The following is a 12,379-nucleotide window of genomic DNA, read 5'->3' as shown; positions in this document are numbered from 1 at the left end:
TGACCGGAAGGCGTGAAGGCCATCGTGGTGACGCAGGAGGGTTCGCCCCCCAGCGAGCAAGGGACGGCGGGGTCGACCGACACCGTCAAGCCCGGGCCCGCCCCGTCTGGTACCGCGGCGTCGGCGCCGGTGACGGAAGAAACCGTGCGCGCCACCAATGGCGCCAAGGGGTCCAAAGCGGCCAAGGCTGCAAAGCCGGCCGTCGAGGAAGCCTCCGATCCGGAACCCGCATCGGCCCACCAGCCTGCCGATGAGTCGGCGCCTCCGGCGTCGAACCGCACCACGGTAATGCTGCTCGGTTCGGGTGAGCTGGCGCGGGAACTGGCCATCTCCTTCCAACGACTGGGCGCGGAGGTCGTCGTGGTGGACTCGCACCAGGGCGGGCCGGCGCAGGCAGCGGCGGACCGTACGGTGCTCGTGCCGATCGGTGAGTCGGAGCGTCTGGTCGAGCTCATCGAGAAGGAACGGCCCCGATTCGTGGTGCCCCTGGTTGAGACGGCTTCCTGTGACGCGCTGGACAAGGTGGCCGAGAAGAAGGTCACTCAGGTGATTCCGACCGCGAAGGCGGTCCGGCTGGCCAGCGACCGCGAGGCGATGCGCCGGATGGCGGCCGAGGAGCTCGGTCTGCCGACCCCCGCGTACTGGTTCGCTAATTCGGTCGAGGAACTGCACAAGGTGCTCGAAACTTCGGGCTTCCCGGCGGTGGTGCGCCCGGTGTCTGCCACATACGGCCAGGGCCAGTCGGTGGTGCTGCGGGACAGCGACGCCGAGCCCGCCTGGGAGCAGGCCATTGCGTCAAGCGTCGGGGGAACTCAGCGGGTGCTGGTGGAAACCGCGGTAGAGATCGACCACGAGATCACCCTGCTCACGGTCCGGACGGCCGGGGTTGGCGGCGCGACCAGGCTGTACTTCTGCGAGCCCATCGCGCACCGGCAAAGCGGAAGCGATGCCATGCAGATGTGGCAGCCGCAGCCGTTGAGTCAGGCGGCCCTGGAGCTGGCCCGGTCGATTGCCGCGCGCGCAGTCAATGCCCTTGGCGGGCATGGTGTTTACGGTGTCGAACTGTTTGTCCGCGGCGACGAGGTGTACTTCTGCGATGTGAGTGCGCGTCCGTATGACTCGGGGTTGGTGACGGTGCGATCCCAGCGGCTCTCTGAATTCGACATGCATGCCCGCGCGATCCTGGGTGTGCCCATCGACACCATCTTGGTGTCGCCGGCAGCTGCCGAGGTGGTGTACGGCGACGGGCAGGGCCCCTCGCCGCGTCAGCTCGACGAGGCGCTTCAGGTACCGGAGAGCGATCTTCTGGTCTTTGGACACTCGGAATCCCACCGGCGCCGGCGCGTCGGGGTGGGACTGGCGACCGCACCCAACACTGCGCTGGCGCTCGGGCGTGCGCAGCAGGTCGCCAGGCACCTGCGGTGACGTCCGATCAGCAGGCGCCGGACGCAGAAGACCCAGAGGACAGGGGAAGCCTCGGCCCGTTTATCGCCGGTGCGGTGATCTTTGCGATCGTGGTGATCGGTATCTCCCTTTCGGTCATCTTCCGGTCGGATGACGGCCTCACCGAAGAGGGCAGAGTGGGGCGGACGGTCGTCGCGCAGAACGATGCATTGCAGCGACGCGCGTACGCCGACTATGTGGCGAACAGCTGTCGGGCCGTCGTCACGCCGGAACAGAATCTGATTGCCGCGCAGGACAAATCCGAGGCATCACGCGGGAACCGGTATATCGATGACGTCAAGGACATCAAGGTGAGCGGGGATGCCGCTACCGCGAAGGTGACCTATCACTACATGAAATCCGAGGACAAGAAGCCCACGGCCGATGTCTCCTTCGTCAAGGAAGACGGCTCGTGGAGGGTGTGCACCCAATACCAATAGACTGGCTCTCCGTGGGATACGCAGGAGATATCACCCCCGAGGCGGCGTGGGCGCTGCTGACGGACAACCCGGATGCCGTGCTGGTCGATGTGCGCACGTCGGCCGAGTGGAAGTGGGTCGGGATTCCCGACCTGACCGAGCTTGGGCGCGATGTCGTGTACGTCGAGTGGGTGCGCTCCAACGGTGAACGCAATGAGCAGTTCCTCGACGAGCTCGCCGCGGCCGGAGTGACGGCAGGGGATCGTCCGGTGGTGTTTCTGTGCCGCTCCGGGAACCGCTCGATCGGGTCGGCGGAACTGGCCACCGAGGCTGGAATCGCCCCGTCCTACAACGTGCTTGACGGATTCGAGGGCAATCTGGACGAGCACGGGCATCGTGGTGGCGTCGGCTGGCGTGCCATCGGTCTGCCCTGGCGGCAGTCATGAGCGTGACTCCCGACGGCATCCCGTCCGTTCGGATCCCCAAGGCGCTTCCGGACGGCGTGAGCCAGGCGACGATCGGCGTGCGCGGTGGCCTGCTGCGCTCCGAGTTCGATGAAACCGCCGAGGCGATGTACCTGACCTCGGGTTACGTATACGAGAGTGCGACCGCCGCGGAGCGGGCGTTCACCGGCGAGGTGGACCGCTATGTGTACTCGCGATACGGCAACCCGACGGTTTCGATGTTCGAGGAGCGGCTGCGGCTGATCGAGGGCGCCGAGGCGGCATTTGCGACGTCCACGGGCATGTCGGCGGTCTTCACCGCGTTGGGTGCGCTGCTGGGCGCCGGTGACCGATTGGTCGCCGCCCGCAGCCTGTTCGGCTCCTGTTTTGTGGTCTGCAACGAGATCCTGCCGCGCTGGGGCGTGGAGACCGTGTTCGTTGACGGGGAAGACCTCGCCCAGTGGGAAGAGGCGCTGTCCGTTCCGACGCAGGCCGTGTTCTTCGAAACCCCTTCCAACCCAATGCAATCGCTCGTGGACATCGAGGCGGTGTGTCAGCTTGCACACGCCGCTGGCGCAAAGGTGGTGCTGGACAACGTCTTTGCCACCCCATTGCTGCAGCAGGGAATCCCGCTCGGTGCCGACGTGGTGGTCTACTCGGGCACCAAGCACATCGACGGACAGGGGCGAGTGCTCGGCGGCGCGATCCTGGGCGAAACCGAGTACATCGAGGGGCCGGTCAAGACGCTGATGCGGCATACCGGGCCGGCGCTGAGCCCGTTCAATGCCTGGACGCTGGTGAAAGGCCTTGAGACCCTGGCGGTTCGGGTCAATCATTCGAACGAATCCGCGGCGCAGATTGCGCAGTTCTTGGAGCAGCATCCCGCGGTCCGCTGGGTGCGGTACCCGTTCCTTCAGACGCATCCACAGCACGAACTGGCGAAGCGGCAGATGAGCGGCGGCGGCACCGTCGTCACCTTCGAACTCGATGCCGACGGTGACGCGGGTAAGCGGCGTGCCTTCGAGGTGCTCGACGGGACCTCGCTCATCGACATCTCCAACAATTTGGGCGATTCCAAGTCCCTCATCACCCATCCGGCCACCACGACCCATCGCGCGATGGGACCCGAGGGGCGGGCCGCGATCGGGCTCTCCGATGGCGTGGTGCGGTTGTCGGTCGGGTTGGAGTCCACCGAGGACCTCATTGCGGACCTGGATCGGGCGCTGAGCTAACTCGGGCTAGCTTTAGTTAGCAGGGGCTAGCACTCTGGGAAGTTCCTTTGTAGTATCCCGTCATGACGCAACGACGCGTCCATGTCGCGGTGTTGGTGTTTGCCGCAGTGGTCATGACGACGGCAGTAACTGCCTGCTCCATGTCCGATTTCGTGGGGGGCGCCGTGGAGCGCACCACGTATCCGCCGGTCACGCCGATCCCGCCGCCTCCGCCCGGCGCCAGCATTCTTCCCGCAGACTTTCCGCGCGATATCCCAGTGGTCAGAGGCACGTATCGCCAAGATGGCGCGGGCGATTCTCGAACTCTGGCCGTCAGCGGCGTCGACGCATCGGCCGTGGCAGCGGCGGGCAAGCTGCTCACGGACGCCGGGTTCGAACATCAATCGGTGATGGGCCAGGACGCCTACCTCAGCTCCAAGTACACCGTCATGGTGGTCGGCGACGACCTCGGCGGAACCTTCACCCTCCGATACACCGTGATGCCTATGACCGGTGTGCCGAGTATGCCCAGCATGACCTTCCCGCCGATGATCTGAGGAGTCGACGATGTCGCACCAGTACAGTCCGGCATTCGAGCGGGCGGGCCGATTCATGGCGAAGCACGCCAAGCTGGTAATCCTGGCCTGGATTGCGGTCGGGGTCCTGGTCAACACGGCCTGGCCGCAGCTGGAACGGGTGGCCAACGAGCACTCGGTGAGCCCGTTGCCGACAGGTGAGGTGAGCCCGGCGCTGGCGTCGATGAAGGAGATGGGTAAGGCGTTCGGCCGTCCCGGTATCGACAACGCGGTCATCGTCGTGATGCACAACGATAGGGGCTTCGATGCCGACGCGCAGGCCCGGTATGCCGCGCTCATCGACCGCCTGAATGCCAACAAGGAGTACGTCACCTTCGTTCAGGATCAGCTGGGCGACCCGCGGGTGCGCAACAATCCGGTGGCGCGCAAGCAGGTGCTCAGTGCGGACGGCACCACCTGGTTTGCGATGGCGGGTCTGGCCGGCGACCTGGGAACTCCGTTGGCGCAGCGGGCGTACCGCTCGGTGGGCGATCTGGTGAAACAGACGTTCGCGGGCGGCGCGACCACGGCGACCATCACCGGTGCCGCCGGGACCGTCAACGACTTAAGCACTACGGCAATGAGTGACTTGCCCAAGATCGGCGCCGTGACGGTCGCCCTGATCGCCCTCATCCTGATGCTGGTGTTCCGGTCGTGGTTCACCGCGATGCTCCCACTGTTGGTGATGGGGGTGAGTCTGTTCATCGCCCGCGGCGTCATCGCAGGCCTTGCCGATCGTGGGTGGGTTCCGATCTCGTCGGTGTCGGCAGCCCTGATGATGGCCGTCCTGATGGGGGCCAGCGTCAACTACACGGTGTTCCTGGTGAGCCGGTATCACGAGCGGATACGGGCCGGCGAGACGCCCGAGGATGCGCTGGCGCATGCCTGCGGGTCGATGACCCGAGTCATCCTGGCGACGGCCGCGACGGTCGCGATCGCGAATGTCGCGCAGCTCACCGCCAAACTCGCGTTCCTCGCAGCATCTGGACCTGCGGTGTCGATGGGCGTGATCGTGGCCTTCTTCGTGGTCACCACGATGCTGCCGGCCACGCTGAGCCTGGCTGCGAAGCGCGGGCTGGGTATGCCGGGGCCCGACCGCGCCGGCAGGTACTGGCACCGCATGGGCATTAACGTTGTGCGGCATCCGTGGCCGGTGTTCGGCCTCGCCACCGCGATTCTGCTGGGCGCCGCGGCGTTCGTGCCCTTCATCCGGCCCAGTTTCGATATGGCGAAGGTGCTGCCGGAATCGGCTCAGTCCACCCAGGGCATGCGCACCCTCAATGCGCACTTTCCTGCCAATTCGACGATGCCGCAATATCTTTTGGTGCAGGCGCACTCGGATCTGCGCACCCCTCGGGGCCTGGCCGACCTCGACCAGATGGCGGAGCGGATCTCGCAACTGAAGGGCGTCGGGAAGGTGGTGGGTATCACCAGACCCGACGGCAACAAGCTCACCCAGGCCACGCTCGCGTGGCAGATCGGCTACATGGGCACGCAGATCGACAAGACCAGCGGTCAAGTCAATGCGGACCTACGCCCCCAACTCGAACGGATGTCCAAGCTCGCCGACGTCATGTCGGCCATGACCAACGAGCTGGGCGACGGGGACCTGGCGCGGATGCAGCAGATGATGCCGCAGATGCTATCGATGGCCAAAGAGCTTGAGGGACAGCTTGATCGGTACCAGTCGCTGATCTCCCAGATGGGCTCGGTGGCGGGCCTGGTGGACCAGCTGGCCAAGATGGGGCCCTCGGTCGAGGCGACGTTCACTGCGCTCGACACCGGTGCGTCGTTGACTCAGACGTTGGCAGAGTCCCCGTTCTGCCCGGCGCAACCCGACTGCGTCAAGCTGCGTGATCAGCTTGTCGAGTTGCGGGACAAGGGCCCACTCTCGTCGGTGGAGAGTCTGCGCGAGTCGGTGCGGGCGGTCACCGGTGGTAAGACCATCACTCAGCTGCTCGGCGATATGAACGCTCAGTTCAAGCAGATTCGCGGGCTGCTGGCAAAACTTCCCGAAATGGAACAGAAGTTCCAGCGGATCTCGGGATACTTCCAGCAGCTGCAAGGGCTGGGCGTGGACATGAACTCGGTCAAGACGATGGGCGTGCGGATCCGTGATCTGAACACCCAGCTGGAGGACACGGTACGGTCCATGAGTGAGGCCGCCGTCACCCTGCAGGGGATCAGCAAAGACTCCAATTCACCTGCGGCATCCGGGTTTTCTGTACCGGGTGCGATGCTGCAAAATCCCGGATTCAAGGATCTGAGTGCGGCGTTCCTCCAAGATGACGGGCGCACCGCGATGTACCTGATTCAGTCGCCACTCAATCCCTATGGGCGAGAGGCGATGCAGCTGAGCCGAGACATGCAACGCGTCGGCACTGAGGCCACGCCCAATACCTCGCTGGCCGGTGCCAAGGTGTCGGTGGGCGGGTTCCCGGCCATCAACGCCGACCTCAAGAAGGCCTACGACAGCGACTTGCGGGAGATCATCGGGGTCACCCTGCTCATCATCTTCGTGGTGATGTGTCTACTGCTGAGAGCCGTCGTCGCACCGCTCTACCTGCTAGGCACGGTGGTTCTGACCTATGTTGCGTCGCTGGGCATCGGTGTCTTGGTGTTCCAGGTTCTCCTTGGGCAAGAACTGGATTGGGCAGTCCCGGCCATGACCTTTGTGCTCGTCGTCGCCGTCGGCGCCGACTACAACATGCTGTTCATCTCGCGTCTGCGGGAGGAGAGTGCCCGCAGTATGCGGCTCGGCATCATCCGGACCGTGCGCCAGACCGGTTCGGTGATTACCTCGGCCGGGCTGGTGTTCGCCGCGAGCCTGCTGGGCATGATGGTTGGCTCGGTGACTCAGATGGTCCAAATGGGATTCATCATCGGGGTGGGCATCTTGCTGGACACCTTCGTCGTCAGGACCCTGATGGTGCCGACGTTGGCGCAGGCCTTCGGCAAGTTGAGCTGGTGGCCGTCGAAGGCCTAGCTCAACAAATCTGGATGCGGTAGTGGCGCAAACGGATCGGCGACCCTTCGCGTAAAGGTGCCGTGGAACCCGATGGGCAGATGGTGGGTCAGGTGCGCTACCGCCAGCGGTCCCCGCTCGACATCACGTGCATCGAGGACGATCAGTTGTGAACGGTTTTCGACCAAGTCATGATTCACGGTGAGTAACCAGCCGTCGTCCTGCGCGGAGTCCACACCGCGCGGGACGAAGATGGGTTCACATACCGATGCCGTTCCGAAGTCACAGTGGGTCATGGCGCCGGTGCGATGGTCGAACTTGAAAATGCCGTTGTAGTGCCCGATGCGTTCCAGGGTACCCGCGCAGTACGTGATGTCGTGGTTGCGCGTGGATCGCCGCCAGTCATATTGGGGGAATTCAATTTTGGCAGATTGCGATACCACTTCCTCGGTGATCCTTCCGGTCGGCGAGATGCGGAACCGAACCAGATGACTATCGGGCCATTCCCTGATGACCAGGTGGTGGTGGGGGTTTTGGTGCGGTGTGGGATCCAAGGCCGCCGTCAGAGACTGTCGCAAGAAGTCAAGGCTCTCATACCTGACGAATTCCACGACGGCGTCGGGGCCGTCCTGGAACGCATTGGTGACGTGGATATGCAGCTGTGGATCATGTTCGAAAATCAGGGGTTTGGAGCCATCCCGGGGTACCAGGATGAACTTGGTGCTCCCGTTGGTGAGCTGGTACTCGAGGCTTTCGTCGAACCTCTTGCCGCGCAGGAGTTGTCCGATATTGGGGCGGATGGGATCTAACACGAAGACGAGATACTTCTCGGTCAGCGCGAAGTCATGATTCCATCCCATATCCCAGAGTGTCACCGAGTTGATTTGTGTGAGTTGGCCGCTGGGGCTCACGCGGTAGCAGCGCAGCCGAGGGGTCGGAAATACATCCAGGCCGAAGTTGAACATCTCTCCGGTGACCGGGTCCCATTTCGGGTGTGCCGAGAAGGCGCCGACGTATCCGAGCTTCCCTTCGAAGTCGTTGGTACCCAGTGTTTCCAGGGTGTCAGGGTCCAGCCGGTGGGGAGGGCCACCCTCCCAGAGTGCCAGCATTTCCCCGGCCAGCGACACAATGTTTGTGTTCGCTGTGTTGGCCGGTGCTCGGAGATTGCCGAAGATCCCAGGCGCGTTGGTGGTGATGCCGCGGCGGCGCATCGGGCCCTGCTGCAGCCCATCCCTGAACTGTGGGGTGCGGACGTATCGGTTGGTAAAGCGCACCGAGGATCCGTCCAGGATGAAACGCGACACCATGCCGTCGGCGTCGAACATGGTGCGCAGCACCGTCGTGCCGACCTCGAACTTGCCGGGCCCGATCCGGAACAGCGTCCCGGTCAGATCGGCGGGGAGCGTGCCGTCGATTTCGGTGACCTCGTAGTCGTACTCGTGCAGCTGGGACTCGAAGGGGCGGGAGATGAGCTCGTCGAAGTCCGTGTCGGGGGCTGAATGCTCGGGCGCAAGTGTCATGAAATCTCCAAGACCGCATTGTCGGGCAGTTTCTGATGACGGGTGTCCTCAACATTAGCGAGTAGGTTGCGTATGTCAAGACGAAGGGCGTTTCAGCGTGACGAACGGTCAGATCCACCGCACGTACGGTGGAAAGACACGAGAGCAGCGCCAAGACGAGCGGCGCGTGGCTCTGCTGCGGGCGGGCCGCGAGCTATGGGGCGACAATGGACTGCCTGCGGTCACCGTGCGAGGTGTCTGCGCCCGGACGAGGCTGACCGATCGGTACTTCTACGAGCAGTTCTCGGTGATCGGAGATCTGGTTCTTCAGATCGTGGACGACGTGTTCTCCGAACTGTTCGCGGCCATGACGGAAGCGGGCCGCGTGGCTGGCGACCAGCCGCATGGACAGCTGACGGCAGGCCTTACGGCCTATCTCGAGCACTCGATCGGAGACCCGGCGGTACTGCGGATTCTCACTTCTGACGTCGCCGGATTTCCTGGGCTGGCCGCCAAGCGCCGAAGCCTTCAGCACCGTATCGCGCGCGGGATTCTCCTGACCATTGCGCCAGAGGTATCCCAGCCGGAGCCGGCGCTGCTCGAGGCAGCCGTGTTCGGAGTCGGCGGCGTGACCCTCCTCATGGAGGACTGGCTTGCCGATGAAAATAGGTGCAGTGCAGCAGAACTGGGGGCTAGGGCCACCGATATGTGCATGCGCCTGCTTGGGCCGCTGGGCTAGCCGTGGCTCACGAACTTGGTGGGCCGCAGGTACAGGATCACCCGGTCGGCCTCGTCGCCGGTGCTCGTTCCTGCCCACGGCGCCTGATACAGCTGGGCCAGCTCCTGGATGAAGGATCCCGTCGGATCATCGTCGATCTGATCGATGGTGCCGCGCACCTCCAGATACCGGTACGGGTTGGCGGGATCCAAGATCGAGAAGGCCACCCGCGGCTCGGTCTGGATGTTGCGGAACTTGGCCCGCTTCTTGGTGTGGGTGAACCGCAGCCGTTCGCCGTCCCAGTCGAACCACATGGGGCTGGACTGCGCCGAGCCGTCCGCGCCCACCGTGGCCAGATGGCCGTAGAGCCGCTGTTCTAGAAGATCTTCGAAGCCTGCGGGGATTTCCGTCATGGCTTATTGGAACATTCGGGTAGCGCGGATGCTTCCCCGTCCGGACATGACGGACACCGTCCGTTCGATTCGCAGGGAGCCAAAGACTGTTGTGGACTGGACGGTGTTCCTAGGTTCGACCGCATGACATCGGTACCTGCCGCGCTCCAGCGCGCGCGGGTGTCATCGGATGCTGCAGAGCCGGCGCTGCGGGTGCGCCGCCGTCCGCGTCCGGCCAACTGGATTCTTTCGGCGGTGGCGCTGCTGTTCGTGGCGATGTTCGTTCACGGGCTGGTTCGTAACCCTGGATGGGACTGGCCGACCTTCGCGCGGTACTTCACCGCCAAGTCGGTGCTCGCCGCATTGTGGCTGACGCTCCGGCTGACCGCGTACGGCACGGTGCTGGGGTTTGTACTCGGTGTCGCGCTGGCGGCGGCGCGCCTATCCAAGAATCCGGTCCTACAGGTCATTTCGTGGACGTATGTGTGGATATTCCGGTCGATTCCGTTGATTGTGCAATTGCTGTTCTGGTTCAACATCGCCTACCTCTACGACACGATCAGCTTCGGGATTCCGTTTGGGCCCAGCCTGATCACCATCGACACCAACGAGCTGCTCAGCGGGCTGACGGCTGCGGTGATCGGGTTGACGCTGCACCAAGGGGCCTACTTCGCCGAGATCATCCGCGGCGGGATCCTGTCCGTCGACGAGGGTCAATTGGAAGCGGCTGCCGCCTTGGGTATTCCGCGACATCGCCAGTTTTTCCGGATCGTGTTGCCGCAGGCCATGCGGTCTGTGATGCCCAATGCCGCCAACGAGGTGATCAGCCTCGTCAAGGGGACGTCGATCGTGTCGACCATGGCGATCGCCGATCTGTTCTACCAGGTGCAGGTGATCTTCGGGCGCAACGGGCGCGTGGTTCCGCTGCTGATGGTGGCGACGGTCTGGTACATCGTCATTACCTCGGCGCTGACTGTGGTGCAGCACTACATCGAGCGGCACTACGCCCGGGGCACGAGCAGGTGAGCGCCATCGAGGTGCGCGGGGTGCACAAATCCTACGGACAAGTGATCGCGCTGCGCGATGTGAATCTGACTGTGCGGCAGGGGGAAGTGACTGTCATCATCGGGCCGTCCGGGTCGGGAAAGTCGACCCTGCTGCGCACCCTGAACCATCTCGAGAAGGTCGATTCCGGGACGGTGCGCATCGACGGCGAGCTCATCGGATACCGGCAGCGGGGCTCGGTGCTCTACGAGCTGTCCGAGCGAGCCATCCTGCGCCAGCGAGCACAGGTCGGCTTTGTGTTCCAGAATTTCAATCTGTTCCCGCATTTGACGGTGCTGGAAAACGTCATCGAGGCTCCGTTGGCCGCGCGGCGAGCCCCGCGCGGCGAGCTGGTGGCGCAGGCGACCCGGCTGCTGGAACGGGTAGGCGTCGCCGACAAGGCCGCGGAGTATCCGCGACGACTCTCCGGTGGGCAGCAGCAGCGGGTCGCGATTGCGCGCGCATTGGCCTTGCAGCCCAAGGTCATCCTCTTCGACGAGCCCACCTCGGCACTGGATCCCGAGCTGGTGACCGAGGTGCTCGATGTGATCCGCCAGCTCGCCCGAGACGGTGCCACCTTGGTGATCGTGACCCACGAGATCGGCCTTGCCCGGGAGATCGCCGACACCGTGGTTTTCATGGATCGCGGTGCGGTCGTGGAGGAAGGGCCACCCGAACAGGTGCTGGACAACCCGACGCATCCGCGGACCGCGGGTTTCCTGTCGAAAGTGCTGACGTGAAAGTCCTTGTCGCCCTGCTTTCTGTCGCGATCTTCACCCTGAGCGGGTGTGTTCCCGCTGTCGACCCGGCCGCTTCGTCGTCCTTCAACCTGAGCCCGCACCAGGACCGGGTGCGGGTTCCCAGTGTGGATGGCATCGCCGCCGAGGTGCCCGCCGCGATCCGCACGCGCGGGACGCTGATCGTTACGGGCGATGCCAATTCAGCGCCGCCGCTGCGTTTCTACGCCGACGATGACAAGACGATGATCGGGATCGAGACGGACATCGCTTATCTGGTCGCGGACATTCTGGGTCTGCGTGTCGATCTGCGCTCGGCCGATTGGGCGCAGAACTTCGTCAAGGTCGACTCGGGTGAGGTCGACGCCTTCATCTCCAATGTGACGGTGACCGAGGAACGCAAGGAGAAGTTCGACTTCGCCACCTATCGGCTCGACAACGTCACCTTCGAGTCCCGTGCCTCGTTGGACTGGAAGGTACAGGGCGCCAAGGATATTGCGGGAAAGATTATCGGTGTGGGCTCTGGTACCAACCAGGAGTCGCTGCTGATCCGTTGGAACGAACAGAACGTTGCGGCGGGTCTTCCCCCGGCCGATCTCAAGTATTTCCAGCAGACCACCGGGTACTACCTGGCGCTGGCATCCGGTCGCATTGACGCCTATGTGGGGCCTAACCCGACGGCGGTGTTCCACTCGGGGGCAACTGGGAAGACGAAGTTGGTTGGCACCTTCTCGGGTGCGGGGGAGGACTTGCAGGGTGAGATCGCGGTCCTCACCAAGAAGGACAACGGCCTGGTGCGCGCTGTCGCCGATGCCTTCAACCATGCCATCGCCGACGGCACGTATCGTAAGGTGCTGCAGCGCTGGGGCTTGGAGAACGAGGCGCTTACCGCGTCGCAGATCAATCCCCGCGGACTACCCAGGCAAGGATGAC

12 protein-coding genes are annotated in these 12,379 nt (G+C 64.0%); 10 read left to right on the top strand and 2 right to left on the bottom strand.

Annotation, left to right across the window (positions count from 1 at the left end; all coding sequences use genetic code 11):
* The first annotated feature begins 12 nt into the window (after positions 1–12).
* From purT to FZI91_RS06210, 6 genes are all read left to right on the top strand, one after another.
* Positions 13–1,425 (top strand): formate-dependent phosphoribosylglycinamide formyltransferase, encoded by a 1,413-nt coding sequence (gene purT / locus FZI91_RS06235; protein ID WP_162525390.1) that lies wholly within the window; start codon positions 13–15, stop codon positions 1,423–1,425.
* The gene (locus FZI91_RS06230) at positions 1,422–1,883 is read left to right on the top strand and encodes a nuclear transport factor 2 family protein (protein WP_162525389.1); all 462 of its coding nucleotides are present in this window, start codon (positions 1,422–1,424) and stop codon (positions 1,881–1,883) included. The genes purT and FZI91_RS06230 overlap by 4 nt, the downstream gene beginning before the upstream one ends.
* Before the next feature lie 11 nt (positions 1,884–1,894).
* Positions 1,895–2,308 carry a rhodanese-like domain-containing protein gene (locus FZI91_RS06225; protein WP_162525388.1) on the top strand — a complete coding sequence of 138 codons (414 nt, stop codon included), beginning with the start codon at positions 1,895–1,897 and terminating at the stop codon, positions 2,306–2,308.
* On the top strand, positions 2,305–3,537 hold the full coding sequence (locus FZI91_RS06220) for an O-succinylhomoserine sulfhydrylase (RefSeq protein WP_155937999.1): 1,233 nt from the start codon (positions 2,305–2,307) through the stop codon (positions 3,535–3,537). Before FZI91_RS06225 ends, FZI91_RS06220 begins: the two co-directional genes overlap by 4 nt.
* A gap of 62 nt (positions 3,538–3,599) precedes the next feature.
* Positions 3,600–4,073 carry a hypothetical protein gene (locus FZI91_RS06215; RefSeq protein WP_155937998.1) on the top strand — a complete coding sequence of 158 codons (474 nt, stop codon included), beginning with the start codon at positions 3,600–3,602 and terminating at the stop codon, positions 4,071–4,073.
* 10 nt (positions 4,074–4,083) lie between these two features.
* Positions 4,084–7,077: an RND family transporter gene (locus FZI91_RS06210; protein WP_162525387.1), complete on the top strand. Its 2,994-nt coding sequence runs from the start codon at positions 4,084–4,086 to the stop codon at positions 7,075–7,077.
* Here FZI91_RS06210 and FZI91_RS06205 read toward each other — a convergent pair.
* Positions 7,074–8,576 carry a carotenoid oxygenase family protein gene (locus tag FZI91_RS06205; RefSeq protein ID WP_155937997.1) on the bottom strand — a complete coding sequence of 501 codons (1,503 nt, stop codon included), beginning with the start codon at positions 8,574–8,576 and terminating at the stop codon, positions 7,074–7,076. The two genes, FZI91_RS06210 and FZI91_RS06205, sit on opposite strands and share 4 nt — an antisense overlap.
* A 97-nt stretch (positions 8,577–8,673) precedes the next feature.
* Between FZI91_RS06205 and FZI91_RS06200 the strand changes: the two genes are divergently transcribed.
* Positions 8,674–9,294 (top strand): TetR/AcrR family transcriptional regulator, encoded by a 621-nt coding sequence (locus FZI91_RS06200; RefSeq protein WP_155937996.1) that lies wholly within the window; start codon positions 8,674–8,676, stop codon positions 9,292–9,294.
* On the opposite strand, the gene FZI91_RS06195 is transcribed toward FZI91_RS06200, so the two are convergent.
* Positions 9,291–9,686, bottom strand: coding sequence for a PPOX class F420-dependent oxidoreductase (locus tag FZI91_RS06195; RefSeq protein WP_155937995.1), 396 nt, complete (start codon positions 9,684–9,686; stop codon positions 9,291–9,293). The two genes, FZI91_RS06200 and FZI91_RS06195, sit on opposite strands and share 4 nt — an antisense overlap.
* 123 nt (positions 9,687–9,809) lie before the next feature.
* Here FZI91_RS06195 and FZI91_RS06190 point away from each other — a divergent pair, with 123 nt between their 5' ends.
* The 3 genes from FZI91_RS06190 to FZI91_RS06180 are packed head-to-tail and all read left to right on the top strand — an operon-like array spanning position 9,810 to position 12,378.
* Complete coding sequence (locus FZI91_RS06190; protein ID WP_155937994.1) at positions 9,810–10,691, top strand: amino acid ABC transporter permease; 882 nt, start codon at positions 9,810–9,812, stop codon at positions 10,689–10,691.
* Positions 10,688–11,449, top strand: coding sequence for an amino acid ABC transporter ATP-binding protein (locus tag FZI91_RS06185; RefSeq protein WP_162525386.1), 762 nt, complete (start codon positions 10,688–10,690; stop codon positions 11,447–11,449). Before FZI91_RS06190 ends, FZI91_RS06185 begins: the two co-directional genes overlap by 4 nt.
* 14 nt (positions 11,450–11,463) lie before the next feature.
* Positions 11,464–12,378 carry an ABC transporter substrate-binding protein gene (locus FZI91_RS06180; RefSeq protein WP_155938531.1) on the top strand — a complete coding sequence of 305 codons (915 nt, stop codon included), beginning with the start codon at positions 11,464–11,466 and terminating at the stop codon, positions 12,376–12,378.
* The last annotated feature ends 1 nt before the right edge of the window (position 12,379 follow it).

Source organism: Mycobacteroides sp. CBMA 271 (genome assembly GCF_009729205.1).
GTDB lineage: Bacteria > Actinomycetota > Actinomycetes > Mycobacteriales > Mycobacteriaceae > Mycobacterium.
This window is presented reverse-complemented; position numbering and strand designations above follow the sequence as displayed.

Coding starts and splice junctions, on each gene's coding strand:
- FZI91_RS06215 (WP_155937998.1), top strand. CDS start 3,600: ATGACGCAACGACGCGTCCATGTCGCGGTGTTGGTGTTTGCCGCAGTG.
- FZI91_RS06210 (WP_162525387.1), top strand. CDS start 4,084: ATGTCGCACCAGTACAGTCCGGCATTCGAGCGGGCGGGCCGATTCATG.
- FZI91_RS06195 (WP_155937995.1), bottom strand. CDS start 9,686: ATGACGGAAATCCCCGCAGGCTTCGAAGATCTTCTAGAACAGCGGCTC.
- FZI91_RS06205 (WP_155937997.1), bottom strand. CDS start 8,576: ATGACACTTGCGCCCGAGCATTCAGCCCCCGACACGGACTTCGACGAG.
- FZI91_RS06220 (WP_155937999.1), top strand. CDS start 2,305: ATGAGCGTGACTCCCGACGGCATCCCGTCCGTTCGGATCCCCAAGGCG.
- FZI91_RS06190 (WP_155937994.1), top strand. CDS start 9,810: ATGACATCGGTACCTGCCGCGCTCCAGCGCGCGCGGGTGTCATCGGAT.